This window comes from Bradyrhizobium sp. MI1.11 (assembly GCF_055811255.1).
Map to the genome: position 1 here is coordinate 63986 of NZ_JBVVPM010000030.1, position 24151 is coordinate 88136.

Genomic DNA, 24151 nt, shown 5'->3' on the forward strand with positions numbered 1-24151 from the left:
TTAGTCAAGCCAAATGGCTGTTCACACCACCAGCGCGGCGGAAGCGGCTGCGCCCACGACCCGCGCGCGCATCCTCGCCGAGGCGCTCGATCTGTTCGCGCAGAGCGGCTATGGCGGCGCCTCGATGCGCGAGCTCGCGCGTCGCGTCGGCATTCGCGAGAGCAGCCTCTACAATCACTTCGCCGGCAAGGCCGCGATCCTCGAGGCGATCGTCAGCGAGCACGGTCCGGCCAGCTCGGCGAGCCGGCTGGAAGAACCGCGCTACAAGCAGCTCGCGCGCCAGCCCGCCGCGTTCTGCCGCCAGTTTGCATTGGATCTGGTCGAGCAATGGTCGGATCCGCGCGAGCACCAGTTCCAGAAAGTCATCACCGCCGAGCGCAATCGCGTGCCCGGCATCCGCGCCAAATTCGCCGATCATTTCTATGCGCGCGAGCAGAGCATGATGACGGATTATTTCCGCGGCTTTGCGCTCGCCGGTCTGGTCTCGACTCCGGATCCGCGTGAGACCGCGCGGCTGTTTGCGGCCGGGCTGATCTACATCCGTCTCGAGCATTACGTGATGGGCGCGGCACCGTCGTCGCGGGCGAAGGTGATCGAGGCGATCGACCGCTATCTCGCCTTCTTCCTGTCGCTGATCGCGGCGGATGGCGGGACAAACGACAACAAGAAACGAAAAGCCAAGGGAGAGAATCGTGGCAAGGCTGCCCCTGATTGATCCGGAGACGACCAGCGGCGACATCCGCGCCTCGTTCGACCGCATGCCGGTCAAGCTGAATATTTTCCGCATGATGGCGCACGCCGAAGCCAACATGATCCCGGCGATGCGGCTGGGCAATTCGATCCTGCACAAACAGAAGCTCAGTGCGGTCAATCGCGAGCTCCTGATCCTCCAGGCAGCCCAGCTCGAAGGCGGCGCCTATGAATGGCGCCAGCACGTGCCGATCGCGCTTGGCGTCGGCTGCACGCAAGCACAGATCGACGCGGTCGAGCGCGCCGACTACGATGCCGCCGGCTCGAGCGAGGCCGAGCGCGCGCTGCTGAAATTCGGCCGCGAAGTGGTCGAGAACGTCCGCGTTCCCGAGGCGATCTTCGCCGCCATGCGCGAGCATTTCAGCGACCAGGAGATCGTCGAATCCATCGTCGCGCTCGGCTTCTACATGATGATGGCGCGCGTCACCGAGGCGACCGAAACGGATCTCGATCCCGCGGCCGGCATGGCGGTCTATGACGGCGGCAAGAAGCCGGGCGCCTGAGATGACGGATACCGATAGCAAGCGGGACCGCTACGTCCGCCCGCCGAGTGCGGAATCGCTGGGCGAAGCGCTGGGCAGGGGGCGCCTTAAGGGGCGCCGCATCCTGATCGTCGGCGGTGGCCAGCGCGTGTTCGACGCCGCCACCGATCCGATCGGCAACGGCCGCGCCATGAGCATTCTTTGCGCTCGCGAGGGCGCCAAGGTCGCGGTCGCCGATCGCAACCGCACCTCGGCCGAGCACACCGTCAAGCGCATCACCGACGAAGGCGGCGAAGCCTTTGCGATTGCCGCCGACGTCACCTCGGAGGCCGAAATCGTGCGCATGATCGAGGAGGCGCATCGCGCCATGGGCGGGCTCGACGGCATGGTGCTCAACATCGGCACCTTCGGCAAGGTCGGGCTCGATGCCGTCAGCCCCGAGGAGTGGAATGCGATCTACGACGTCAACGTTCGCGGGCCCATGCTGTGCTGCCGCGCGGGCCTGCCGAAATTCGACGACGGCGGATCGATCGTCTTCATCTCCTCGATCGCCGCGCTGAAGGCCGGCTCGCAGATGGCGGTGTATGATTCCTCGAAAGCCGCGCTCGGCGGCCTGATGCGCAACATCGCCCATCTCGGATCGCGCCGCGGCATTCGCGCCAACTTGGTCTATCCCGGCCTCGTCGACACGCCGAACGGCCGCGAAGCCGGCGCCGGCCGCCCCTCGCGCGGCAAGGGCCAAATCCCGTTCGGCCGCCAGGCTACCGCCTGGGAGATCGCCTATGCCGTGCTGTTCTTCCTCTCGGACGAGAGCGTCTACGTCACCGCGCAGGCGCTCGCGGTCGATAGCGGGCTGAGCGGGATGTGAGAGGGCGCCTCGCGCCTATGGCTCGGGCGTGCGCGCTCGGCAGATCAGGTGGTCGAGCGAGACCCGGCCCGGCCCGTAAGCCATGATGCCGAGCGCCATCGCCGCCCAGGTGGTGTGGATCGGCCAGCCGTCAGGCACAGTCAGCTCGACAATGACAGTCATGAACAGCAGCCCGAGCGCCGCAAACCGCGTGCCGAGGCCGAGCAGGAGCAGGATCGGGAACATGATTTCCCCACATCCGGAGAGAAAGGCCATGACGGTCGGCGCCGGATAGTGATAGGGCCCGCCCGGCAGATGCAGCATGAACTCGTCGCTGAACAAGGTCACGGCAGTGTCGTTGAGCCTGAGGAAGCCTGCCCATTTGAGCATGCCGGAACGCCAGAACGGCACCGCCAGCGCGACGCGGAGCACGAGCTGAACGATCGACGGCGAGGCGATGGCCTGCACGAGATGATTGGCCTTGTCGACGAGGAGCCCGAGTGCGGGCAGGCCGCCACCGGCCTGCATGCGTTGGTCGGTGATCATCAGACGTCTCCGAAAGCGATTGAGGTGAAGGCGCCCGCCTCGATCAGGCCGGTGATGTTCGAAGCGAGGTCGAAGTCGGCCGCGGCGTCCAGTGCGCGTGCAGCGGCCTCGCCGAGCGGCCGACCCGACATCAGGCTGCTCGCGAATGCCGCACCGCCGGGCGGCAGGTGCCGGACCTCGATGTCGAATTCGGCGCGCGTGACCAACGCGTCCTCCGGTGTCGCAGCGTCGATGCGCCCGACCGGCGACGTATCGCGGTTGGCCGCGAATATCGTCACCGCCGCGAATTGCGATCGCACGATTCCCGCTGCCGGGTGCGGTATGAGAACGAGATCGCCCAGCCGCTCCGGCGCAACCGCGGCAAGCTGCGCCGGCGACAGCGGTGCTGCGTCGGCGGCGTGATAGGCATCGAGCCAGGCCCGCTCGATGCGTGCGACATCTGCGAGCCATGGCATCATCTGCGCATGTTCATATTGCGCGATGAAGACGGGGAAGTCGCGGCCGTAGTCGAACAGCAGCGGTGAGATCGGCGGCGTCTGGCGAACATGGAAGCGCGCCATGGCACGGAAGAAGTCGGTGCCGGTGATGCGCTGCACCGCCGGATAGATCGCGGCGAGCGCGTCGATCAGGCTGACCGTGACATTGTTGCGGTAGACATCGTAGCGCTTGCCGGGGGCCTTGCCGTTCGGACCGGCCACGATCTCAGGCGCAGGGCGCACCGGGTCGAGCAGCGCCGGTGCAAAGGCTGCGGCAAAGCAAAGGTCAGGCTCAGGCGGCATGACGATCTCCCGTCAGCCCGACCGGGCGGTAACGATCGAGGATCGCCTGCGCAGCGGCGGCTTCCGCTTGCAGGACCGGCCAATCCGGGATCTTGCTGTCCCACTCGATCAGCGTCGGCACCGGAGCGCGGCGCTGGATGACGATCTCGTACAGCTTCCACACGGCGTCCGCGACCGGGCCGTCATGGCTGTCGATCAGCAGCAGGTCGCCTCCGTCGTCGGCCTGCTCGGCATGGCCGGCGAGATGAATCTCTCCGACGCGGGACAGCGGAAAGTCCGCGAGGTAGTCGAGCGCCGAGAACCCGTGATTGGTTGCTGATACGAAGACATTGTTGATATCGAGCAGCAGTCCGCAGCCGGTGCGTTCGGCAACAGTGCGGATGAAATCGGTCTCGCTCATGGACGATTCGCGAAAAGCGACATAGGTCGACGGGTTTTCCAGCAGTAGCGGACGACGGATCGCGTCCTGCACCTGATCGATGTGATCGCAGACGTTTCGGAGCGTCGCCGCGGTATAGGGCAGTGGCAACAGGTCGTTGAAGAAGCTGGTCTCATGCGTCGACCAGGCGAGATGCTCGGATACCAGCGCGGGCTGGTAACGCGCCACCAGTCCGCGAAAGCGGGCCAGATGCGCCTTGTCGAGCGGCTGCGGTCCGCCGATCGACATGCACACGCCATGCAGCGAGACGGGATGGTCGCGGCGGATCGCTTCCAGTGCGCGATGCGGCGGTCCGCCTGCGCCCATATAGTTCTCGGCGTGGACCTCGAAGAAGCCGCGCTGCGGTTTCGTGCTCAGGATCGCCTGAAGGTGTTCGGGCTTGAAGCTCGTCCCGGCGACGCCGCCGAGGGACGCGGAATAGCGGAGGGGCACCGCAGACATGTCAGGCGCGATTGCCGTCGTCATGGTTTCTCTCCGCTCTTCCCTGTTGTGGTGGTCGCGACGCAGCGCGTCAGACCGGCTTGAGCGAGCCCTTCTTGCCGCCCGGCAGCTCGATGCTGGTGCAGGTGCCGCCCTGGACGAATTTCCAGGCATTGCCCTGGAAGTCGGCGGTCGAGGTGCCCTGGCAGGTCGTGCCTGGTCCGGCCGCGCAATCGTTCTGGCCCTTGAGGGCGACGCCGAAGCATTTTTCCTTCTTGGCGGCGACGGCCGCGTCGCCCTCGGCCTTGGTCAGCGGAGCAGCAGTGGCCAGAGTCGCCAGTGCGGTCGACATGGCGCCGGCGAGAACGAGCGTGGTCACGGCAAGTTTGGCAGACATTGAAGTTTCTCCTGTTCGAGATGGCATCGCCTGGCAGGCGAAGAGCGCCTTGTTCGGTTCGCCTCGCACCCGGCTCGCGTTACCAATCAAGTAGGTCACGAGTTCGTGAGGCGGTTAGATGGGCGCACGGGCTGTGCGCTTGGATCGGATTAGCGGGTGACTGGCCGGTCAATCCAATGCCTAGTCTCTATCGAGACCTTAGCCGGAGAGCATTGGCGGCGGGGCGCGATGGATGCCACAGGTAACGAATGCATACGCGCTGCGTAGAGCGGTAACAGGAGGTGGCCAGTCGCCGCTTTGCCGGAGAACGGAAACAGCGATGAATGTTGATCCCGGACGGCACTTGCGCGAGATCGCGAAGCTGACGGTCAGCATTCGGCTCGCCGTCTCGGCGCTGGTCCTGACCGCGATCCTTTTGACCGCGGCTCTCTCCAGCCTCCTGTGGTGGCGCACGGCGGAGACGGCGAGCCGGCAGCTCGCATCGACCATCAACGAGCAGATCGTGGCCGCCGTCCGCAAGGAGGTGGCCGCGATCGTCGACGAGGCGCGTGCCGCCCACACCGCGATCCGCACCCTGTTCCTGCAGAACGTGCTCGACACCCGCGAGGCCGACAAGCGCGAATTCGTGTTCCTGTCGCAACTGCAATCGCAGGCGACGATCTCCTGGGTCGCCTTCGGCTGGCCCGACGGCTCCTTCTTCGCCGCGCACAAGCTCGGCGACCGCCGCCTCGAAATGATGGAGATCTCGCTGACCGATCATGCCGGCCAGCGCCGCATCGACGAATACGAGGTGGTGCCCGGCGACATCGAATTCGCCAATCGCCGTTTCGAGCCCACGGATTTTCGGGTCGCCGATCGCGCCTGGTTCAAGACCGGGCTGGCGGCCGGGGAGCCGGAGTGGTTCAAGGTCATGGACCATCCGACCGGCGAGCGGCCGTCGATTGCCTTTGCCGGACCTATCGACGTGTACCAGGAGCGGCAAGGCGTGCTCGCGGTCATCATCGAATACACCAGGCTCGCACGCTTCCTGTCGCAGCTCGAGGTCGGGCGCACCGGAACGGCTTTCATCATCGACGGCAGTGGTGAGCTGATCGCGGCGCCCGACAAGGATGCCGACGAGCTGCACGTTGCGAAGGGCGATACGACGCTGCTACCGCTGGCGCGGATGGCACTCGTGAAGGCGGGCGAAGATGGCCGTAAGGAAGCCTGGCGAAGCCGGCTGACATCGGGTGGCGCGGCTTACGAAGTGGCGCTCACGCCGCTGCCGTTTCCCGGCTGGTCGCTGGCGACCGTGATCCCCGAGGCCGAGTTTCTCGGTCCGGTCGAGACGACATTGCGCCGCCTGATCCTCGGCCTTGCCATCGGCGCCGTGCTCGCAGCGCTGGCCTCGGCGATGCTGGCGCGTTCCGTCATCGCCGCGCCGCTGTCGCGTGTCGTCGGCGAGCTCCGTCATGTCGAAGCCTTCGCGCTGGAGCAGGTCCGCCGCCATCCGTCGCGGCTGAAGGAGATCGCGAGCCTGTCGGGCGCGATCGCCGAGATGGCGGCCGGCCTGTCGGCGTTTCGCAAGTTCATCCCGGCCGATCTGGTCCGCTCGCTGTTGCGCCAGGGCGTCGAGGCAAGACCCGGTGGCAGCATGCAGGAGCTCAGCGTGATGTTCGTCGACATCGCCGGCTTCACCGGGCTGTCCGAGCGGCTCGGCGATCGCGTGGTGCCGTTGCTGTCGCGCTATCTCGACCTCGCCTCCGAGGCCGTTGTCGCGAATGGCGGCACCATCGACAAGTTCATCGGCGACGCCGTCATGGCGTTCTGGGGCGCGCCGCAGCCGCAGGCCGACCACGCGCTGCGCTGCTGCCGCGCGGCGCTCGGCTGTTGCAGGGCAATCTCGGCGTCGGGCCTTGCCGACGATCTCGGCCAGCCGCTCCAGATCCGGATCGGGATCAACTCCGGCCGCATGCTGGTCGGCAATATCGGCTCGGAACTGCGCTTGAACTACACCGTGATCGGGGATGCCGTGAACGTCGCAAGCCGCCTCGAGGGCGCCAACAAATCCTACGGCACGCAAATCCTCGTTGGCGAAGCGACCGAACGTCTCGCACGCGGCGCCATCGTCACGCGCGAGATCGACAGCATCGCCGTGTATGGACGCGAGGAGGGTTTTGCGGTCTACGAATTGGTCAGACTCGTCGGAGAGGACGGCGGCGAGACGCTCGATTGGATCGTCCGCTATGAACAGGGCCTCGCCAACTATCGCGCGCGCCGGTTTGCGGCTGCACTCGCTGATTTTGAAGCCGTGCTGAACATGCGCGGCTCGGATCGTCCGGCTGAATTGATGCGCGATCGCTGCCGGCAGTTGGTTGAGAGCGCGCCTGATGTTGCGTGGCGCCCGGTCGCGGCACTGACGACGAAGTAGTCGCGAAAGATTGGCGTGCTGCGGGAAGCGAGCTGGCTACAAACCTATCTGCATGATACGCAGCTGACACCCGCCCTCCTACGCTCCCGGACCACCTCAAGACATGAAAACCACACTGCTGAAGTCCGAAGACTACGCCCGCTCGCCCTGGAAGAACGGCGGCGGCATCTTCACCGATATCGCGGATGCCCATCGCGCCGATTCCAGCGTGAGGGATTGGGACAGCTTGCTGTGGCGCTTTGCTTCCACGCCGATCGTGGCGGCCGGGCCATTCTCCCATATGCCCGGCATCGACCGTTTACAGATGGTGGTCGGCGGCCGCGGGTTGGTGCTGAAGTCGCCCACGCAGGAATTCGACGAGCGCGAGCCGTTCACCACGGTGCGTTTCACCGGCGAGCTCGAGATCGTCACCGAGCTCCAGGAAGGGCCAGTCGAAGTCGTGAATTTGATGGGCCGGAGCGGTGCGGTCGCGCTTGAGCTCGAAGCGCTCAGGGCGCCCGGTGACCGGCGATTGCCCGCCGGCACGCATCTCATCTACGCGGCGCATGGCGACTGCGACATCCGTCTCGACGGCACGGATTTTGCGATTTCGCACGAAAACACCTTGAAGGTCGAACTGACCGGAGCATCGGCGCTTGCGCTCGTCTCGGGGCTGGCCGTGCTGGGGTCTATCCAGGTCGTCGGCTGAACGGCGTTCCCGCCGATCAGAGCGATGCGTACAATCCATGCAACTGGCTAGGTTGACGCCGTCGCGCCGGAGCACGATATCTGCCTTGATGCAGACCGCCGCCCAAAACACGATGTGGACGGCCAGGATATGAACGGGCAGATATGACCGCGCCAGAGAAGAAATCCGCCACGCTGTCCGACGGCGTCGTCGATTGGCTGATCAACGGCACGCGCGACCAGCGCTTCATCGACAATATCTTTGCCGAGATGTGCATCCGGCTTCAGCAGGCCGGCATTCCGCTGGCGCGGTCGACGCTTCACGTGCTGATCCACCATCCGCAATGGCTGGGCGCCCGCTTCATGTGGTCCGACGGCATGCGCGAGGCGGAGATTGCACGGGTCGACCATGACGTCCGCGAGCGGTCCGAGTTCATCGGCAGTCCCGCCAACGAAATGTTCGACGGCGCGACCGAGTTGCGCGAAAATCTCGAGCAGGACCCAGCGCTCGGCCGCAAGCACGCGCTCTACCGCGAGATGCGCGCGCAGGGCCTCACCGACTATGTGGCCTGGCCGCTCTATCATACGCTCGGCAAGCGCCATCTCGTCACCTTCGCGACCAACCGGCCCGGCGGCTTCGACGACGCGCACGTCGCCGCCCTCAAGAACCTATTGCCGGTGCTGGCGCTGGTCAGCGAGATTCGCATCAAGAACCGGCTGGCGCGAACGCTGCTCGAGACCTATGTCGGCTCACATGCCGGCGAGCTCATCCTGGCCGGCGCCACGCGGCGCGGCACCGGCACGACGGTGCGCGCCGCGATCATGATTTGCGATCTGCGCGACTTCACCAAGATTTCCGACAACTGGCCGCGCGACGACGTCATCGATCTGCTCAACGATTATTTCGACGCGATGTCGGAGCCGATCGCGCGGCATGGCGGCGAGATCCTGAAATTCATCGGTGACGGCCTGCTCGCCATCTTTCCGCTGAGCGAGCCCAAGGCCTGCGCAAACCTGCTGCATGCCGTGACCGAAGCCCGTCAGGCGATGATCGCGTTGAACGCGCGCAACGACGGCACCGGCCGAGCGCCGCTGAACTACGGCATCGGCGTCCATGTCGGCGACGTCATGTACGGCAATATCGGATCGTCCACCCGGCTCGACTTCACCGTGATCGGTCCCGCCGTCAACATGGCCTCGCGACTCGAAGCTTTGACCAAGCAATTGGGAAAGAAAGTGCTGCTGTCACGCGATTTCGCCGAGCTGGTCGAGCGAGAGTTCGAGCTGGAGCATGTCGGCAAATATGAGGTGCGCGGCTTCAGCGATCCGATCGAGCTTTTTGCGTTTTGAAGATGACGGCGGCCCCCGGCCCAGCAGCGGGCGAGCTTCGAGTCCTGTTGCCAACCCGGGATTGTGTGACTACGCTCGCTGCGACGCCGCCCAAGCGTTTCGTCCAAGCGTGTCATCGATCGGCCGCACGTTCATGCCAAAATTCCTCCGCATCGGAATCCATCAGTCGAATGTATGGGGCTACACGTCGAAGGCGTGGTGTGTCCGGCGCGTTGGCACCGCGATCCTCCTGAAATGGGGCGCCGTGGAAGTCCAGGGCGCCGGTGACGGACGAAAGGTCTACTGGACGCGTCTGCCGCAGCAGAAGACAATTCGCTGCGGCAGCGCGCAGCGGGCCCAGGATTACGCCAAGGCCGCGATCGCGCGGCGCCGCAACCATCGCTATGAACCGCTGGCCGGCGCGATCGTGCTCCGGCGCCGACCGGCCGCAGGCAGCATCGAGCTCAAGCGGGCCCTCGCCACGATCCTGATCGTCGATATCGTCGGCTCCACCGCAAAAGCCGCAAAGCTCGGCGATGTCCGCTGGACCAAGATCATGGGCCATTATTACGCGGCGGTCCGCAAGGAGCTGAAGAGCTCGCGCGGCAAGGAAGTCACGACGACGGGCGACGGCGTGCTGGCGACGTTCAAGACGCCGGCTGCCGGAATCAATTGCGCGACCGCGATTCAGAAGGCCGTGCGTACGCTCGGCCTCGAGATCAGGGTCGGCCTGCATGCCGGCGAATACACCGTGAGCGGCACCGAGGCGGTCGGCCTCGCCTTCCACATCGGCACCCGCGTCGCCGCAAAGGCGCGCGCCGGTGAAGTCTTGGTCTCCAGCGCGGTCAAGGAGCTACTGGCGCCGCAGTCCGGGATCCGTTTCAGGGATCACGGCATGCACCAGCTCAAGGGCGTGCCGGAGCGATGGCGGCTGTGGCGGGTGGAGGGCTGAGGCGATTGGGCGGGCCGCATCCACGCCCTCATCTCATCTGGACGACGATTTTCCCCTTGGCCCGTCCCTCTTCGAGATAGGCCAGTGCCTCTTTCGCCTGCTCGAACGGAAAGACCTTGTCGATCACCGGCCGGATGCGCTCGGACTTGAGCAGCTCGCCGATTTCGGCGAGTTGGAGGCCGTCCGGGTGCACGAACACGAACGAATAGTCCGCGCCGATTTTGCCGGCTTGGCGGATGATCTTGCGGCTCAGCAATCCGAACAGCAGCACCATGACGAAGTTCATCCCGCGGGCGCGCGCGAACGCGGCGTCCGGCGGCCCGACCAGCGAAGCAATCCTGCTCCCCCGCTTCAGGATCCGAAGCGATGTCTCGACTGCGTCGCCCCTGAGTGTACCCAGCACCGCGTCGTAGTCCCGCAGCACCGCTTCGAATTGCTGCGTCTTGTAGTCGACCACCTCGTCAGCCCCGAGGCTGCGCACCAGATCGATATTTCCAGTGCTGGTCGTCGTCCCCACTTTCGCTCCGAGATATTTCGCGAGCTGGATCGCAAACGTGCCGATCCCGCCGGCGCCCGCGGGAATGAACACCTTCTGGCCGGGCTTCAGAAGAACGCGCTCCCTAAGCGCCTGCCACGATGTCAGGCCGACCATCGGGATCGAGGCCGCCTGCACGAAGTCCAGATTCGCAGGTTTGAGCGCGGCGGCATCCTCCGGCACGATCGCGAATTCGGCGAGAGCGCCGGTGCCGAGATCGAAGATGCTGGCAAAGACGGCATCGCCGGGCTTGAAGCGGGTCACGCGGCTTCCGACCTCGACGACGACGCCCGCAAGATCGCTGCCCAGCGTGGCCGGCAGCTGAAACTTGAGGATCGGCTTGAACGTCCCTTTCGGAATCATGTTGTCGATCGGGTTCAAGCCCGCAGCGTGAACCTGGACCAGGATTTCGTTCGGTTTGGGCGTAGGCCGCGGGATCTCGACGAACGCGATCTGGTCCGGCTTGCCGTAGCGCTTGAAGATGAGGGCTTTCATTTTTTCTCTCGGTCCGGAGGTTCTTCGCAACGGCAAGCTTGCGGCCCTCAGAAAGCCCGCGCGGTGCGGGCGGGCTGCGGCGCCGCAGTCGCATCGAGCCGCAAATCTTTTCGAAGCCCGGCATCCACCAGGGCTGCAGGCGCAAACCGCCGCAGAAACCGCAGGCGCTTCGCAAGGCTGCCGGCCGCGTATTTGAGTTGCGGGCGCGCCGCGCTTGCCGCCTTCAGCACGGTCTCGGCCACGACGCCGGGCTGTTCGGCCGTCGCCATCACCTCGTTCACCCGCTTGGTCACGCCGGCGCGCGCCTCGCGATATTCCTCGAGCGTGGCGTCGGGCTCCATGAAGTTCGCGTCGAACGGCGTCTTGGTGTAGGCGGGCTCGACCACGGAGACCCGGATGCCCCGCGTGCGCAGTTCATGGTCGAGCGATTCCGAATAGCCTGCCACCGCGTGCTTGGTCGCGGCGTAGAGCGCGCCATAAGGCATCGGCAGAAAGCCGAGCACCGAGCCGATATTGATGATGCGGCCATTACCCTGGCGGCGCATGTGCGGCACGACGGCGCGCGTCATCCGGATCAGGCCGAAGAAGTTCGTCTCGAAAATCGCGCGCGCCTGCTCCATCGAGCTCTCTTCCGCGCCGGCGGGGGCAACGCCGAAGCCGGCGTTGTTCACCAGCAGGTCGATGCGGCCCTCGCGCCGGATCAACTCGCCGACGGCGGCTTCCACCGACGCATCGCTGGTGACGTCGAGGGCCAGCATCTCGAAGGCCTGCTTGCCAGACTGTGCGCCCCGCCTGCTGGTGCCGAACACCTTATAGCCGGCGTTCGCGAGCCGCTCCGCCGTGGCCTGGCCGATGCCTGAGGAGGCGCCGGTCACCAGCGCGATCTTCGGTGTAATCCTGTTCATAATGCCTCTCCGACGCCACTACCGGGCCTGAAATCGTTTGATTACGATCGTAACTATTGATATACATGACGATCGTAATTATAAAAGTCAAGCCCCGTATCCGAGGATCGGTCCCATGCGCGTCTCAAAGGAACAGGCTGCCAAAAATCGCGAGCATATTCTCGAGACCGCCTCGCGCCTGCTGCGGGAGCGCGGCATCGCCGGCGTCGGTGTCGACGCGCTCGCCGAGGCGGCCGGGATGACGCACGGCAGCCTGTACAGCCAGTTCGGCTCCAAGGAGCGGCTGGTCGAGGAAGCCGTGGCCCATGCGATCAAGGCCAAAGGCCAGGAATTGCCCGAGGCCTTCGCGCTCGAGGACTATCTTTCGGAATATCTCTCGCCGGGGCATCGCGACGATCCCGCCGCCGGCTGCCCCTTTGCTGCGCTCGCCTGTGAGGTGTCACGTCAAGGCGGCGGCCTGAGGCAGCGCTTCACCGCCGGCGTGCGCGGCACGATCGCCCTGCTGAGCAGCCGGATGGCTTCCACGCTGAAGCCACGCCAGCGCGAGGACAAGGCGCTCGCCGCAGCCGCATCCATGGTCGGCGCCCTCGTGCTCGCCCGCGCCGTGGACGATCCCAAGCTGTCGGACGATATTCTTCGCGCGACGAGGAATTCGCTGGGAGGGTGAGACCGCGTCTCGGCGGGACGCCGAAAGTCCGGAACAAAATTCCGGTGTCGACGTTCGATGTCGCGGATAGCCAATGGCAATGGCTGCCGATCTTCGACATCGACACACGTTTCGAACGCGCATGGATGATGACAGCGATCTGGTGCTCGGCATGTTGGCCCTGGCCGTCGCTGCCCTCCTATTGGTGGCGGGCGAGCTCTATCTCGTGACGCGACCGGAGCCGCCGCAAACTCACGCGCCGGCCCCACCGGTCGTAACATCGTCGGCCGAAACCATTTTTTGTCATGTCGATTTTGGAGCGTAAGCAGACAAACTCGAAGAGGTGGGCAATGGGAAGCACTGCAACTGTTCCGATGCTGTCGCCTGAGGGCGGATTGACACATTACCTGGCGGAAATTCGCAAGTTTCCGATGCTGCGGCCCGACCAGGAAATCGCCTATGCCAAGCGATGGCGCGAGCACGGCGACCGCGAGGCAGCCTATCATCTCGTCACTAGCCATCTGCGGCTCGTTGCCAGGATTGCGATGGGATATCGCGGCTACGGCCTGCCGGTTGCGGACATCATTTCCGAAGGAAACGTCGGCCTGATGCACGCCGTCAAGCGCTTCGAGCCGGAGCGCGGCTTTCGGCTTGCGACCTACGCGATGTGGTGGATCAAGGCGTCGATCCAGGAATACATCCTGCGGTCCTGGTCGCTGGTCAAGATCGCCAACAGCGGGGCGCAGAAGAAGCTGTTCTTCAAGCTTCGCAGGACCAAGGCGGAAATCTCCGCCCTGGAGGATGGTGATCTCCGCCCCGAGCACGCCAGCCAGATCGCGCGGCGGCTCGGCGTGCAGGAGAACGACGTGATCGAGATGAACCGGCGCCTCGGCGGCGACCTGTCGCTCAACGTTTTGGTGCGCGACGCCGACGGCGGCGAAGTCCAGGACCGGCTCGTCGATCCCGCGTCCAGTCCTGAAGCCGAATACGCCGAGCAGGAAGAAACCAGACGGAGGCGTGAAGCCCTCGCCGGCGCGCTGAACGTCCTCAAGCCGCGCGAGCGCGACATTCTCGAGGCGCGCTGGCTCTCCGAGCCGCCGCTGAGACTTGAGCAGCTCGCGGCACGGTATGGCGTTTCACGCGAGCGGGTGCGGCAGATCGAAATGCGCGCGTTCGAAAAGGTTCGGGCTGCCATCGGGGGGCGCTTGGCAGCCGGCTCTTGAAACCAAATCGCCGTCTCCTAATTCTTTTGGCAGCCCCGACCGAAACATCGAGCACAAGCAGATGCCTGACGAGTTGATCGTCCGGGTTTTGCAGCGCGTGCGTGGCCCTCGCCGCGCGCTGAGCTGCGCCAATCGACAACCAAGACAGGAGATAAGGAGAAACGACAATGGCACTACGTGATCTCATTCCGTGGAACAACGGCTCACGCAACATGGCCGCTCAGCGCGGCGAAGCCGGCAATCCGCTGCTTGCGCTTCACCGCGAGATGAACCGGCTGTTCGACGACGCTTTCCGCAGCTTTGATCTCGGCCCGTTCGGTTCCTCGACCGCAATGGGCTGGCCGAACGTCGAACTCGACGAGAGCGACAAGGAGGTCAAGGTTGTCGCCGAGCTTCCCGGTCTCGAACAGAAGGACGTCAACGTCGAGCTTGCAAACGGGGTGCTGACGATCAGCGGCGAGAAGAAGAGCGAAACGGAAGACAAGGAGCGTCTCTTCAGCGAGCGTTACTATGGCCGTTTCGAGCGGCGCATTCCGGTCGATGACGTCGACCAGGACAAGGTCGCGGCTTCCTTCAACAACGGCGTTCTTACCGTCACCCTGCCGAAGTCACCGGCGGCACAACAGAAGGTGAAGCGGATCGCGATCAACGGCAAGTAAAGCATGAAGCGGGCGGGAGTCGTCTCTCTCGCCCGCGTCCTGCCGGCGGCCGCATTCGCGTCCGTCGGCTCGCTGCAAAATTTTCCGGAACGCCCGGAAACTTCAATTCCGGTCTGGCGTTTTGCGGTCGGTTTCCAAGTTCTGGGAGTCGCACATGAAGAAACTTGCTTTAGTCCTGACGATGATCTCGGCCCTGTTCGTGGCGGCGGCTTCGCCGGCGGAAGCCCATGCTTGGCGCGGCGGCTGGCACGGCCATTGGGGAGGCCCGGGTATCGGCTTCGGTCTTGTTGCCGGTGCGCTTGCGGCGGGGCTCGCGGCCGATGCCTATTATGGCCCGCGCTACTATGGCCCGCCCTACGGCTACTATGGACCGCGCGTCGTGCGGCGGGCCTACTATGTGCCTTACGCCTACGCTCCTCCGCCCTACTGGGATCCCTGGTGGTGACAAGACAAGGCCCGGACCATCATCCGGGCCTTCCTGCGTGAGCGCAATCGGTCAATCGTTCGTGGCGCGCCTATTTGCGGTTCGCTCCGGTGGAGCCGGAACCTGGCATGGCCTGCTGGCCTCCTTGCGTTTGCCTTGTGTCGTTATCGCCTGGCCGCGTCGTCGACGATTTGGCCGGTGCGTTCGCGCCGCCGCCATTGTTGTCCGATGACGTGTTGAGGCTGGAGGCTCCCGCTCCCGTCGCGCCGCCGGTGCCAGAGGAGTCGATGCTCGACCCGGTCCTGGACGCACCCGTGCCGCCTTGCGCGAATGCGGAAGGGGGAAATGCGAGAGCCGCAACGAGCCCTGCGAGAACCAGCTTTTTCATGTCCGCTCCTATGCTTGACGGTCACATGCCGTGCCGAGGCAAAGATTTGGGGACGCACCTGTTCCTGCGGGGCAGCGCAAATCCGGCACCAGCGACGATGAAGTCATCCCGAACTCATCGCGCCCGGGGCGATCCGTTCCTGCGCTTGCGGCGTCAGCTCGTAGCGATCGTCGGCTTTCATCAGCCAGCCCGCCTCGATCATGCGTCGCGTCATGCCTGCGCTGCACAGCGGGTGGCTGCCGCCGGGATGAAACAGCGCGCCCTCGCGTTCGATCAGGTAGCCGTAGAGCCGCGCCTGTCGAAGCGGGTTTTGCATCCCTGGTGTGGGCGCCTCCATGGTCTCTCGCGCAGTCCTCCAAGACGGCCCTGAAATGACGGGCTGAGATGACGGGCCGATCCCCGTCAGGCGGCCCCGGCCTGTGGCCCGGGGGCGGGGCTTCGAGCCGAGGCCGCCATTGCCGGAAATCGCAAGGACCCGGCGCGGCCCAATACGCAACGGGCCCAAGTCGTTCCTACAAAGTCGTTCCTACAAACCTGATGTCCCGGTCCTTACGCCTTGCGCGTCGGTCTTGGTCATCTGCACCTCCCTGAAAAGACCGCAACGCGCCTTGCCGCAGGAAGTGCCAATCGAGGTTGGAGCGAGGCGGCTGATCGGGGCGAACATCAGGTTGGTGTTCGCGCTGGACTGAAGGTTTGTGCAATTTGACTGCCTCCACCTCGGCATCGGAGAGGCTGGCAGCCCAACATCACCGCACGCCCGTGCCTTTGCAGCGCTGGCACTTCACCACCTTCTCGCCCTTCTTGAGCAGGCCTTTGCCCTCGCAGTTCTTGCATTTCTGCTTCTTCTTGATGTTCGGGCCTTTTTCACTGGTCATGGATGGCTCCTGCCGCGCGAGGGGGGACGGGCGCCTTGTATAGGATATTGAACCCGCGAAAGCGGCAGAAATCATGAAGAGTGCCGTGCCGTAATCCCGGCGTTCGATCAGGGACGGCCGCGCATATTCGCGCCGGAGGGGCCGCCGACCGTCTGGATCGGCTCACCGGCCGCACGGTCCAGCGGCGGGTGCGGCCTGGCGAGTCCGACCGTTCCGGGAGCTGCGTCGTTGCTGACCGCAGGCATGTTGACGCGCTCCATCGTGATCGCAGATGCAACCACGACGGCAACGGCGAGGGCGATAGCACTCAAAACCAGGGTCATCCGATTCTGGTCTTCCATCGTGAGACCTCCGCGAAACGGCTCGCGGGGATAATGCCGGATCGGCGATTTAGTTGCTCTCACCCGGTTCAGGCTGCGCCGCACACCAGGTCTCCAGCTCCTATTTCGCGCTCGCGAAAGCATCCGCTGCGTAGACGACCTTGCCGCCCACGACCGTCAGCAGAGACGCCGTGGCGCCAATTTGCTCGACGGGGACGGACATGAAATCCCGATCGAGAATCGCGAAGTCGGCGAGCTTGCCGGTCTCTAACGTGCCGCGCCGCGTCTCGTCGAAGCAGAACCACGCGCTTCCCACCGTGTAGAGGCGCAAGGCATCTTCGCGGCTGGGTGTTTCGTCCGGGCCGCGCGTCGACAGTCCGCCGACGGTCTTGCCGTCGAGCATCCATTGCAGCGCCACGAACGGATTGTAGGATGCGACCCGATGCGCATCCGTGCCGGCCCCGACATGGACCCCCATGCGCAACGCCGTGACGAGGGGTGGCATGCTGCGCGCGGCTTCGCCGACCTGCGCCACGATACGGTCGCCTCCGAGATACATCGCGTCCTGCATGGTCCAGCCGATACCGAGGGCCTTCATGCGCGCCAGCGTCTCTGGCGAGGTGTTGTCGAGATGGGCGATGGACCAGCGCAACGGCGCGAGCGGCGTCTCCTTGTTGACCTCGTCATAGAGATCCAGGAGGTGATGGACGGATTTGTCTTCCTGCCAGTGGATGGTGACTGTCAGCCCTTGCTTGGCCGCCCAGCGAATGATCTCGCGGAACTTGTCCTTGGCCGCCGCGTCGGGCGCATTGTTGTTGTACATGGCGCCGGTGATCCGCTCGCCTAGTCCGTTGAACCGCAGCATGTCGTCGCCGAATCCCATCGGCAGGAACGGCGTGAGAGACTTGTACTCCTCGAATTCCGCGCCGACATTCTGGGCGAACAGGCTGTAGGCGACCCGCACCGAAAGTGATTTCTCGCGCCAGAGCTTTTGCAAGGCGGCGTAATGGCTGGGATAAATGCTGAAGCCGCCGGGATCCACGACCCCGGTCACGCCAAGACGATTGAGCTCCGTGAAGAACTGCCGGGTCCCGGCGACATTCTCTTCGAAATTCGGCCTCGGCAGCCGATCGAACAGCGCGGAGATGCTGACAATGGAGCCGTTGAGCCAGCCCGTGGTGTCGCCCGATGCGGCGCGCTCAGACGTGATACCGGCCGGCAGCTGATCCGCGGACATCCCGAGCGCTTGTCGCGCTTTTGGCGTCATCAGCACCGCCGAATAGAACAGCTGGATGTAAGCCGGATTGTCGGGAACGGCCGACATCACCTCGGCGAGCGTTGGCCGCCGCTTCTCCGCAAATTGCAACTCGCTCCAGCCACCGGCCACGATAATCCAGGACGCCGGCCGCGCCTTTGCCGCCTGGCGCAAGCGCTCCATGGCCTCAGGGATAGTCTTTGCGCCGATCCAGTTGACCTCGGTTGCGTAGGTGAGCCCGGCGCGCACGGCGTGAATATGGGAATCGATCAATCCCGGAATGATGGTGCGTCCACCTGCGTCGACACGGCGCGTCGCGGGCCCGATCAGGCCTTCCATGGCGTCGTCGCCGCCAATTGCGACGATCCTGCCGTCGCGGACTGCGAGAGCCTGCGCGATCGTCGATGCGGGATCCAGCGTCACGAGCTTCGCGTTCGTGACAATGAGGTCGGCCTTTTGTGCGTAAGCCAAACCGGCCCAGCACGAGATCACCAAAATCGCCAGAAGCTTTCGCATCATCAGTCCCGACATGAGAGAGGCCGAAGCGGCGCTATACATCCGCCGCTGGATGCGCTCGCGGACATCGCGTGTCGCAACAGGGAGTGTCGCGATCCTGGCTATGTCTGGCACCAACAAAATGAGCCGGTCCACCGGAAAATTCGGTGACGGCTCAAGCGATTGATTTTACAGCCCCGCCTTCGCCCGGAGTCCTTTGAGCCGTCAGGCCAGGGGCGGGGCGGCTCTTCCGACGATGCCGCATAAACGCAATCCCGTGGCGGCCGCGAGCGCACTGGCGGCGGCCACGATGGCTCCGAACCTGGCTGCGACGATTTTCGCCGCTCAAGTCCAGGAGCACGAACGGAGCGCCGGAGCCTGGCACGCGGAATGGCCAACCCTGCCGCCGCTTCTCGCCGTCACGTCGGGGGCGATTGCCGCCGTAGTCGACATCGCGCTCGCAAAAACGCGGCCGCCGCAAAGCTTCATTTGCGCAGCGTGCTGGCGAGCGATCCGAAAGTGACTGCACAGCTCGATCCGGACCGGATCGCGGAGCTTTTCGAGCCTGGCACCTATCAAGGAGTCTCTCAGGCCATGATCGACCGCTTGCTCGCGTCCCTCGAAGGCCGCTGCATCACGTAACGGCGACGGCGCGGAGGTGTTCCGTTGCCCGTCTCATGACTTCATGCAGCCACTCTTGCGATGCGTCGCCTTCATGGCGCTCGTGCCAGAGTGTCCGGACTTCGAGGCGTGTCGTCGGATATGGAAGCTCGTGAATTGAGATCGGGTTGGTAAGGGCAAAGGAGTTGGCCAGAGGCCGCGGGACGATGGCGGAAAGCCCCGAACCATCCAGAAAAGCCGGGAGTGCGAGAAAGTGGGGGAGGGAGACGGCAATCCTCGGCACCCGTTCTGACGCGGTCATCGCCCGTTCGAACGAGGCTCGGTCGTACATTTCGGATCTACGCGCCAGGCCGCGTTCCGAGATAAATCCGTCAATGGCTCCCTCCGGTTCGCCTCCAAACGAGACGACAACGATGGGCAGCTCGGAAAGTGTCTCGGTGGTGAGCTGGCCGAGGTGCTGCGATGAATGCGTGACAAGGACGTCGTCGTATTCGAACAGGAAACCCGACTTGAACCGCGAGGGGACGGCGGAGAAGGTACCGACAGCAGCGTCAATCCTGCCGAGATCAATCTGCTCCGCGAGATCGATCCGTGTGACCGGCTTGATCACGATATCGACGTGTGGCGCTTCGGTTCTCAAGATGTGGAGAAGGCGGGGAGCGACAACCATCGTGGTGAAGTCGTTTGCTGCGATCGTCAATTTCTTGGTCGATGTCTCCGGGTCGAACTTGGGTAGCTCGATCGCCTGTTCGAGGGATTTCAGCGCTTCCCGGACCAGCGGCGCCATAGCCACCGCCCTGGCGGTTGGTTGCATGCCTGTCGCCGTGCGGACGAACAGCTCATCGTCCAACATTTCTCGCAGGCGCGCGAGCGAATGGCTCACGGCGGACTGGCTAAGGCAGACCTTCTGACTGGCCCGCAGAACGCTACGTTCCTCCATCACGGCGTCGAAGACGCGAAGCAGATTCAAGTCCAGTGTATTGAAGGAACCCATCATGTCCGAACCGTGCCAAGGGCAGCGGACGGCACCGCGGGCCCTGAAGATGCTTTCATCGAAAATCGGCCATTTCCGAACCGAAATAGTTGGTTCGATATTCGTTCGCCCGTGACGGCGAGCGTAACCATCCTTGCTAGACCGGAATGTAAAGGTTTCCAAGTGTCATTGAGCGGGGTCCTGAGGGCTTCTATGTTGCGAAGAGGTGGCCGCGATGCGCTTGCCGGTAACATGTAAGCGCATTTCATCTCTTGGCTCGGGAAGACCTAACGGGGCACAGGAAAGGTGCCGCCGCGACCTGCAGGGGGAGACCGAAACCGCCGGCAGATTTCGGAATGGCACCGGTGTCGTTTTGACGCCCCGGGACCGAACAAACGCACTGACCGGGCTTTTTGGCTGCTTTTGCCTGAATCAGCAGGGTATCGGCTGGGTTTCGTCCAACTGAATGAGGCGCATTTTCACCCTGAAGTACTTTCACTTCCGCTGTTCGTCACTCTGCTCAATATCGCAATACTGGCAAACGGAGGGAATCATGGTTGGCGGAAAGCGACTAGGGGCGACGATTTTGTGCCTCGTGGCGGTTGTCGGTTTGAATCGGGCGAACGCTCAGGCGACAGGTCCCTTGAAGCTCGGCGTGTTGACGGACATGTCGTCGCTCTACGCGGATAATGGAGGCCCTGGCTCCGCCGTAGCGGCTCAGATGGCGATCGATGATTTCGGTGGTAGCGTTCTCGGCAGGAAGATCGAACTCATTGCCGCGGACCACCAGAACAAGGCCGACGTCGGCGGCGTGATCGCGCGCCGCTGGATTGAAAATGAAAATATTGAAGCAATATTGGATGTGCCTAATTCGGCCGTTGCGCTCGCGGTCCAGGGTATCACCCGTGAGAAGAAGAAACTGTTTCTCGCTACCGGCGCAGCCACCTCGCGTTTGACCGGGGATGAATGCTCGCAAACCGGGATCCATTGGACCTACGACACCTATGCGCTTTCGCAAGGAACCACCAAGGCGGTCTCCAAGCTAGGTGTGAAGCCGTGGTTTTTTCTGTCGGCCGATTACTCGTTGGGCGCGCAACTTGAGGCCGACAGTCGCAAGGTCATCGATGCGGAGGGGGGCAAGGTCGTCGGCTCTGTGAAGCATCCGATTAATACGCCGGATTTTTCGTCCTTCCTCTTGCAGGCTCAATCGTCGAAGGCTGAAGCGATCGCGCTGGCCGATGCGGGTGGCGACTTCATCAACGTCGTCAAGCAGGCCGGTGAATTCGGTGTGACTAGGACTCAGAAGCTGGTGGGTCTTCTAGTGTTCATCGCAGACATCAACAGTCTCGGGTTGCCGAGTGCCCAGGGGTTGATACTGAGCTCGGCGTTCTATTGGGATCTCAATGACGATACGCGCGCCTGGTCGAAGCGCTTCATCGACAAGACCAACAAAGTTCCGACGATGATTCATGCCGGTACCTACGGCGCCGTTATGCATTACCTCAAGGCAGTGGCGGCCGTTAGTTCGGTTGACGGTCCGACGATTGCTTCGAAAATGCGCGAGACTCCCGTCAACGATTTCATGACCAAGAACGGCAAGATCCGAGAGGATGGCCGCCTGGTCAGAGACATGTATCTCTTCAGGGTTAAGAAGCCCGAGGAATCCAAGTACAGGTTCGACTATTATCAGCTTCTGGCAACAATACCGGGCAATGAAGCTTTCAAACCTCAGGAGGAGGGTGGATGTCCTCTGGTAAGCAAGAAGTAGTCGCCAAGGCCTCCCCGCAGCGCGGCAGCGAAGGGCGGGAGCCTGTCGACAGGATCATAACGGGTCGCTTCGCCAATCGGTCCTTTACGAGCCGAGCGGTCCCAAAGCAGACGATCGAAGACATTCTCAACGTCGCCAGATTCGCGCCGAGCGGAGCCAATATCCAACCTTGGAATGTTTACGTCCTCGGTGGGAACAAGAAGGAAGAGATCTCGCGGGCGCTACTTGAAGCCCACGAGAATGCCAGGGATCAACATAAGTCCGAGTACCAGTACTACGCCACGGAGCTGCCTGAGCCTTATCTGTCGCGGCGCAATCAGTTTGGTCGTCTCTTCTATGGATCGCTCGGAATCGAGCAGGCGGACTTGGTGGCTCGTGCAGGTCAAACCTCGAAGAACTATGGGTTCTTCGGCGCACCGGTTGGGCTGATCGTCACCATCGATAGGCGGCTGCAAGTCGGAAGTTGGCTCGACCTGGGAATGTTCGTCCAAAATGTAATGATCGCAGCGGGCGCACGGGGCCTTCAGTCTTGCCCGCAAGAGACGTTCTCGAAGTATCACATTGTGCTTAGGGAATTTCTTCCGATCCCTGCCGAGCAAATGGTCGTCTGCGGCGTTTCAATCGGCTTTGCGGAAGAGGAGTTGGTGAGTTCAGGCAGATTGATGCCAAGAGCCGCTGTGAGCGAATTCACAAGGTTTATCGGCTTCGAAGACTGACCACGAGCGAAAGGATAGGATCGATGGGACACCGGGAAGACTTAATTCAACGCAGTATTCCATTTCTTCAGGAGGTCAAGGACATGACCCCGGGCGCAGACATGGAGAAGTGGCTGAACAAGAAGTACGGTGAAAACAGCGAGCTCTATAAGGACCTCGCCAGGCTGATAAAGCTCGGCGTGAAGGAGGGGTGGGCTGCCAATCAGGAAGTGGATGGACCCAACTACCGGCGCAGCAGGATACTGGAGCCATCGCCTGAGAGCTTCCATTTCAGCATCACGGCCGTCTACATGGACAGCAAGGACCCTAAACGATTCAAGGACGAGCACGACGACGACGTACTGCGCGGCCAGTATCATGGCCACCCCTATGGAGAGCTGAATGTAGTCATTCCGATCGATGAGGGCGCAGAGCTCAAAGGCTTGCAGGGCTGGCAAGGACCGGGTTGGACCGCGCCGGATCCTGGAAGCCGGCATTATCCCGAGGTAAGAGGGGGAGCCGTGATTGCCCTGTTCTACCTGCCGGCGGGCCGCATCTCGTACGATTTCGAAGCGCCGAAGTAATTGTTGCCGGCCGCTGGTTTGCAGATTGCTTGAGGTGACCTGTAGCCGGGCTACCCTGAAATTTTAATAATGACAACCCAAGTGAGAAACATGACATTCGTCTACCCGCGCGAAAGTACCGAGGAAAGCTTCGCCCCGCACTGACGGAGAACCCAACGCAGGAATTGGCAGACAGTTGTTCAGTCGGCAGCAGTTTTCGTTGCTGGCGATCGGGTGAGCAAACCTGCAAGCGCACCGTCACGCACGGCCCGCTTGTCGTAGGTGCCATTGAGATGACTTGGTTATTTGCGTCGAGATCGTTCCTGATCCCGTTGGAATTTCTGACGGCGTAATCGACAGGTCACTGTGTGGGGCCACTTTGAAAACGACTCGGCTATCCCTTTGATATTCCACGACCCCACATTTTGAAAACGACTCGGTTTTGACTTTAAGAACGACTCGATCCCCCCGGTTTTCGCTTTGAAAACGACTCGATCGCGTAAGCTATTCAGTACGCTGCGGGAATCGACACCTTTTTTCTGTGCGAGCCGGCCGCTTTGAGGGGACGCAGGCCACGCACCTCGGCACTCGCACCGGCCCCGGCGCGGAGATGCACTGTCGATGGCGGTGCATACCACCGCTGCAGCGGCCTAGCGGTGCGTCGACTCGCGACGCCCGACCTTGGGCGGCTCGAGCAGCACTTCCTTCAAGCGGTCGCCGGCAGCGACGACGACAACGAAATTGAGCTTGCCGTCCTGCTTCATCAGTCCGCCAGCGAGCGCTTTTCCCTCCGCCGCTTTCTCCGCGACCCGCACCGCATCCGACAGCTCCTGCTTGATCCATTTCAGGGCGACGACGTTGGCGAGGTCTTCTCGATCGAGCTCCTTCAATGACGACGCAACCTCGCGCTGCGACACGCTCCCGGTGCTCGCATCTATCACGTTCTCGTAGATATGCTCGTTCTTGACCGTGCGCACGCGGTAGACGGGTGGACCGGATATCTCGAAGTTGACGTCAGCGGTTCTTGAGCCGTCGTGCAGGCGCTCGGCGATCGTCATCGCCTGATCCAGCGGCACGCGGGTGGCACGGAACTGCTCGAGCACATGGCGCATGGTGGCTTCATCGACATCGTCCAGCGCGGCGGCGCTTTGCCGTGCAGCGTCGGAAGGAGCCCGAGTGATGTCGGCCATCGCTCCCGTCCCGGTCGCGACGGCGGAGCAAAACAGGAGGGCAAGCAACTGTATTTTTGGCATCGGATAAGTCCTATGGTTTTCATTCATGGCCGGGATTAGTT

Annotated in this window: 27 protein-coding genes and 1 pseudogene; 16 read left to right on the forward strand and 12 right to left on the reverse strand. The window is 63.3% G+C overall.

Going from position 1 to position 24151, the window contains the following annotated elements; translation table 11 throughout:
* The first annotated feature begins 13 nt into the window (after positions 1–13).
* From AC0L30_RS26895 to AC0L30_RS26905, 3 genes are read left to right on the forward strand one after another with little or no spacing between them, the layout of a single operon-like run.
* Positions 14–715, forward strand: coding sequence for a TetR/AcrR family transcriptional regulator (locus AC0L30_RS26895; protein ID WP_219685324.1), 702 nt, complete (start codon positions 14–16; stop codon positions 713–715).
* Positions 693–1253, forward strand: a complete 561-nt coding sequence (locus tag AC0L30_RS26900) for a carboxymuconolactone decarboxylase family protein (protein WP_473405609.1) — start codon at positions 693–695, stop codon at positions 1251–1253. The genes AC0L30_RS26895 and AC0L30_RS26900 overlap by 23 nt, the downstream gene beginning before the upstream one ends.
* Before the next feature lies 1 nt (position 1254).
* A complete protein-coding gene (locus AC0L30_RS26905) occupies positions 1255–2100 on the forward strand; it encodes an SDR family NAD(P)-dependent oxidoreductase (RefSeq protein ID WP_354128865.1) in 846 nt (281 codons plus the stop codon).
* Between the two features lie 15 nt (positions 2101–2115).
* On the opposite strand, the gene AC0L30_RS26910 is transcribed toward AC0L30_RS26905, so the two are convergent.
* The 4 genes from AC0L30_RS26910 to AC0L30_RS26925 are packed head-to-tail and all read right to left on the reverse strand — an operon-like array spanning position 2116 to position 4660.
* The gene (locus AC0L30_RS26910; protein ID WP_354168897.1) at positions 2116–2625 is read right to left on the reverse strand and encodes a DoxX family protein; all 510 of its coding nucleotides are present in this window, start codon (positions 2623–2625) and stop codon (positions 2116–2118) included.
* A complete protein-coding gene (locus tag AC0L30_RS26915; protein WP_473405610.1) occupies positions 2625–3404 on the reverse strand; it encodes an HvfC/BufC N-terminal domain-containing protein in 780 nt (259 codons plus the stop codon). The genes AC0L30_RS26910 and AC0L30_RS26915 overlap by 1 nt, the downstream gene beginning before the upstream one ends.
* The gene (gene bufB / locus AC0L30_RS26920) at positions 3394–4308 is read right to left on the reverse strand and encodes an MNIO family bufferin maturase (RefSeq protein WP_473405611.1); all 915 of its coding nucleotides are present in this window, start codon (positions 4306–4308) and stop codon (positions 3394–3396) included. Before bufB ends, AC0L30_RS26915 begins: the two co-directional genes overlap by 11 nt.
* A gap of 46 nt (positions 4309–4354) precedes the next feature.
* Positions 4355–4660 (reverse strand): BufA1 family periplasmic bufferin-type metallophore, encoded by a 306-nt coding sequence (locus tag AC0L30_RS26925; protein WP_007600627.1) that lies wholly within the window; start codon positions 4658–4660, stop codon positions 4355–4357.
* Positions 4661–4979: 319 nt separating this feature from the next.
* Between AC0L30_RS26925 and AC0L30_RS26930 the strand changes: the two genes are divergently transcribed.
* From AC0L30_RS26930 to AC0L30_RS26945, 4 genes are all read left to right on the forward strand, one after another.
* Positions 4980–7070 carry an adenylate/guanylate cyclase domain-containing protein gene (locus AC0L30_RS26930; protein WP_473405612.1) on the forward strand — a complete coding sequence of 697 codons (2091 nt, stop codon included), beginning with the start codon at positions 4980–4982 and terminating at the stop codon, positions 7068–7070.
* Positions 7071–7173: 103 nt separating this feature from the next.
* Positions 7174–7758 carry a HutD/Ves family protein gene (locus AC0L30_RS26935; RefSeq protein WP_473405613.1) on the forward strand — a complete coding sequence of 195 codons (585 nt, stop codon included), beginning with the start codon at positions 7174–7176 and terminating at the stop codon, positions 7756–7758.
* Positions 7759–7901: 143 nt separating this feature from the next.
* Positions 7902–9086 (forward strand): adenylate/guanylate cyclase domain-containing protein, encoded by a 1185-nt coding sequence (locus AC0L30_RS26940; protein ID WP_007600633.1) that lies wholly within the window; start codon positions 7902–7904, stop codon positions 9084–9086.
* Positions 9087–9219: 133 nt separating this feature from the next.
* Positions 9220–10017: an adenylate/guanylate cyclase domain-containing protein gene (locus tag AC0L30_RS26945; RefSeq protein WP_473405614.1), complete on the forward strand. Its 798-nt coding sequence runs from the start codon at positions 9220–9222 to the stop codon at positions 10015–10017.
* 28 nt (positions 10018–10045) lie between these two features.
* On the opposite strand, the gene AC0L30_RS26950 is transcribed toward AC0L30_RS26945, so the two are convergent.
* A complete protein-coding gene (locus AC0L30_RS26950) occupies positions 10046–11047 on the reverse strand; it encodes an NADP-dependent oxidoreductase (protein ID WP_473405615.1) in 1002 nt (333 codons plus the stop codon).
* Between the two features lie 47 nt (positions 11048–11094).
* Positions 11095–11952: an oxidoreductase gene (locus AC0L30_RS26955; protein WP_354128866.1), complete on the reverse strand. Its 858-nt coding sequence runs from the start codon at positions 11950–11952 to the stop codon at positions 11095–11097.
* Between the two features lie 115 nt (positions 11953–12067).
* Between AC0L30_RS26955 and AC0L30_RS26960 the strand changes: the two genes are divergently transcribed.
* The 5 genes from AC0L30_RS26960 (at position 12068) to AC0L30_RS26980 (ending at position 14925) form a co-directional block, all read left to right on the forward strand.
* On the forward strand, positions 12068–12619 hold the full coding sequence (locus AC0L30_RS26960) for a TetR/AcrR family transcriptional regulator (RefSeq protein ID WP_219685313.1): 552 nt from the start codon (positions 12068–12070) through the stop codon (positions 12617–12619).
* A 121-nt stretch (positions 12620–12740) separates the two neighbouring features.
* Positions 12741–12923 carry a hypothetical protein gene (locus AC0L30_RS26965; RefSeq protein ID WP_354201052.1) on the forward strand — a complete coding sequence of 61 codons (183 nt, stop codon included), beginning with the start codon at positions 12741–12743 and terminating at the stop codon, positions 12921–12923.
* Between the two features lie 25 nt (positions 12924–12948).
* The gene (rpoH, locus tag AC0L30_RS26970; protein WP_473405616.1) at positions 12949–13821 is read left to right on the forward strand and encodes an RNA polymerase sigma factor RpoH; all 873 of its coding nucleotides are present in this window, start codon (positions 12949–12951) and stop codon (positions 13819–13821) included.
* Between the two features lie 167 nt (positions 13822–13988).
* Entirely contained in the window at positions 13989–14480 is a 492-nt protein-coding gene (locus AC0L30_RS26975) for an Hsp20/alpha crystallin family protein (RefSeq protein WP_007600641.1), read from the forward strand.
* A gap of 154 nt (positions 14481–14634) precedes the next feature.
* The gene (locus AC0L30_RS26980) at positions 14635–14925 is read left to right on the forward strand and encodes a hypothetical protein (RefSeq protein ID WP_007600642.1); all 291 of its coding nucleotides are present in this window, start codon (positions 14635–14637) and stop codon (positions 14923–14925) included.
* A 470-nt stretch (positions 14926–15395) separates the two neighbouring features.
* Here AC0L30_RS26980 and AC0L30_RS26985 read toward each other — a convergent pair whose 3' ends face one another.
* The 4 genes from AC0L30_RS26985 to AC0L30_RS27000 all read right to left on the reverse strand — a co-directional run bounded on the left by AC0L30_RS26985 (position 15396) and on the right by AC0L30_RS27000 (position 18258).
* Positions 15396–15629, reverse strand: a complete 234-nt coding sequence (locus AC0L30_RS26985; RefSeq protein ID WP_007600644.1) for a hypothetical protein — start codon at positions 15627–15629, stop codon at positions 15396–15398.
* Between the two features lie 409 nt (positions 15630–16038).
* The gene (locus AC0L30_RS26990; protein WP_473405617.1) at positions 16039–16167 is read right to left on the reverse strand and encodes a hypothetical protein; all 129 of its coding nucleotides are present in this window, start codon (positions 16165–16167) and stop codon (positions 16039–16041) included.
* A gap of 107 nt (positions 16168–16274) precedes the next feature.
* Positions 16275–16508, reverse strand: coding sequence for a hypothetical protein (locus AC0L30_RS26995; RefSeq protein ID WP_473405618.1), 234 nt, complete (start codon positions 16506–16508; stop codon positions 16275–16277).
* A 100-nt stretch (positions 16509–16608) separates the two neighbouring features.
* A complete protein-coding gene (locus AC0L30_RS27000) occupies positions 16609–18258 on the reverse strand; it encodes an amidohydrolase (protein WP_473405619.1) in 1650 nt (549 codons plus the stop codon).
* Positions 18259–18447: 189 nt separating this feature from the next.
* Between AC0L30_RS27000 and AC0L30_RS27005 the strand changes: the two are divergent.
* Positions 18448–18879 (forward strand): annotated as a pseudogene (locus AC0L30_RS27005) (3-carboxy-cis,cis-muconate cycloisomerase); the annotation flags it as partial.
* Here the strand turns inward: AC0L30_RS27005 and AC0L30_RS27010 are convergent.
* Positions 18872–19855: a LysR family transcriptional regulator gene (locus AC0L30_RS27010; protein ID WP_473367219.1), complete on the reverse strand. Its 984-nt coding sequence runs from the start codon at positions 19853–19855 to the stop codon at positions 18872–18874. The pseudogene AC0L30_RS27005 and the gene AC0L30_RS27010 overlap by 8 nt on opposite strands.
* 529 nt (positions 19856–20384) lie before the next feature.
* Between AC0L30_RS27010 and AC0L30_RS27015 the strand changes: the two genes are divergently transcribed.
* Genes AC0L30_RS27015 through AC0L30_RS27025 form a run of 3 tightly spaced genes read left to right on the forward strand, consistent with a single transcriptional unit; the run spans position 20385 to position 22878 of the window.
* Positions 20385–21599, forward strand: a complete 1215-nt coding sequence (locus tag AC0L30_RS27015; RefSeq protein WP_473405620.1) for an ABC transporter substrate-binding protein — start codon at positions 20385–20387, stop codon at positions 21597–21599.
* Positions 21575–22315, forward strand: a complete 741-nt coding sequence (locus tag AC0L30_RS27020) for a nitroreductase (protein ID WP_354168843.1) — start codon at positions 21575–21577, stop codon at positions 22313–22315. The genes AC0L30_RS27015 and AC0L30_RS27020 overlap by 25 nt, the downstream gene beginning before the upstream one ends.
* A 23-nt stretch (positions 22316–22338) precedes the next feature.
* Positions 22339–22878: a 4-hydroxylaminobenzoate lyase gene (locus AC0L30_RS27025; protein ID WP_354168840.1), complete on the forward strand. Its 540-nt coding sequence runs from the start codon at positions 22339–22341 to the stop codon at positions 22876–22878.
* Positions 22879–23507: 629 nt separating this feature from the next.
* Here AC0L30_RS27025 and AC0L30_RS27030 read toward each other — a convergent pair.
* Complete coding sequence (locus tag AC0L30_RS27030; protein WP_473405621.1) at positions 23508–24047, reverse strand: PepSY domain-containing protein; 540 nt, start codon at positions 24045–24047, stop codon at positions 23508–23510.
* Positions 24048–24151: the final 104 nt, after the last annotated feature.

Coding starts and splice junctions, on each gene's coding strand:
- AC0L30_RS26895 (WP_219685324.1), top strand. CDS start 14: ATGGCTGTTCACACCACCAGCGCGGCGGAAGCGGCTGCGCCCACGACC.
- AC0L30_RS26905 (WP_354128865.1), top strand. CDS start 1,255: ATGACGGATACCGATAGCAAGCGGGACCGCTACGTCCGCCCGCCGAGT.
- AC0L30_RS26910 (WP_354168897.1), bottom strand. CDS start 2,625: ATGATCACCGACCAACGCATGCAGGCCGGTGGCGGCCTGCCCGCACTC.
- AC0L30_RS26915 (WP_473405610.1), bottom strand. CDS start 3,404: ATGCCGCCTGAGCCTGACCTTTGCTTTGCCGCAGCCTTTGCACCGGCG.
- bufB (WP_473405611.1), bottom strand. CDS start 4,308: ATGACGACGGCAATCGCGCCTGACATGTCTGCGGTGCCCCTCCGCTAT.
- AC0L30_RS26925 (WP_007600627.1), bottom strand. CDS start 4,660: ATGTCTGCCAAACTTGCCGTGACCACGCTCGTTCTCGCCGGCGCCATG.
- AC0L30_RS26930 (WP_473405612.1), top strand. CDS start 4,980: ATGAATGTTGATCCCGGACGGCACTTGCGCGAGATCGCGAAGCTGACG.
- AC0L30_RS26935 (WP_473405613.1), top strand. CDS start 7,174: ATGAAAACCACACTGCTGAAGTCCGAAGACTACGCCCGCTCGCCCTGG.
- AC0L30_RS26940 (WP_007600633.1), top strand. CDS start 7,902: ATGACCGCGCCAGAGAAGAAATCCGCCACGCTGTCCGACGGCGTCGTC.
- AC0L30_RS26945 (WP_473405614.1), top strand. CDS start 9,220: ATGCCAAAATTCCTCCGCATCGGAATCCATCAGTCGAATGTATGGGGC.
- AC0L30_RS26950 (WP_473405615.1), bottom strand. CDS start 11,047: ATGAAAGCCCTCATCTTCAAGCGCTACGGCAAGCCGGACCAGATCGCG.
- AC0L30_RS26955 (WP_354128866.1), bottom strand. CDS start 11,952: ATGAACAGGATTACACCGAAGATCGCGCTGGTGACCGGCGCCTCCTCA.
- AC0L30_RS26960 (WP_219685313.1), top strand. CDS start 12,068: ATGCGCGTCTCAAAGGAACAGGCTGCCAAAAATCGCGAGCATATTCTC.
- AC0L30_RS26965 (WP_354201052.1), top strand. CDS start 12,741: ATGGATGATGACAGCGATCTGGTGCTCGGCATGTTGGCCCTGGCCGTC.
- rpoH (WP_473405616.1), top strand. CDS start 12,949: ATGGGAAGCACTGCAACTGTTCCGATGCTGTCGCCTGAGGGCGGATTG.
- AC0L30_RS26975 (WP_007600641.1), top strand. CDS start 13,989: ATGGCACTACGTGATCTCATTCCGTGGAACAACGGCTCACGCAACATG.
- AC0L30_RS26980 (WP_007600642.1), top strand. CDS start 14,635: ATGAAGAAACTTGCTTTAGTCCTGACGATGATCTCGGCCCTGTTCGTG.
- AC0L30_RS26985 (WP_007600644.1), bottom strand. CDS start 15,629: ATGGAGGCGCCCACACCAGGGATGCAAAACCCGCTTCGACAGGCGCGG.
- AC0L30_RS26990 (WP_473405617.1), bottom strand. CDS start 16,167: ATGACCAGTGAAAAAGGCCCGAACATCAAGAAGAAGCAGAAATGCAAG.
- AC0L30_RS26995 (WP_473405618.1), bottom strand. CDS start 16,508: ATGGAAGACCAGAATCGGATGACCCTGGTTTTGAGTGCTATCGCCCTC.
- AC0L30_RS27000 (WP_473405619.1), bottom strand. CDS start 18,258: ATGCGAAAGCTTCTGGCGATTTTGGTGATCTCGTGCTGGGCCGGTTTG.
- AC0L30_RS27010 (WP_473367219.1), bottom strand. CDS start 19,855: ATGATGGGTTCCTTCAATACACTGGACTTGAATCTGCTTCGCGTCTTC.
- AC0L30_RS27015 (WP_473405620.1), top strand. CDS start 20,385: ATGGTTGGCGGAAAGCGACTAGGGGCGACGATTTTGTGCCTCGTGGCG.
- AC0L30_RS27020 (WP_354168843.1), top strand. CDS start 21,575: ATGTCCTCTGGTAAGCAAGAAGTAGTCGCCAAGGCCTCCCCGCAGCGC.
- AC0L30_RS27025 (WP_354168840.1), top strand. CDS start 22,339: ATGGGACACCGGGAAGACTTAATTCAACGCAGTATTCCATTTCTTCAG.
- AC0L30_RS27030 (WP_473405621.1), bottom strand. CDS start 24,047: ATGGCCGACATCACTCGGGCTCCTTCCGACGCTGCACGGCAAAGCGCC.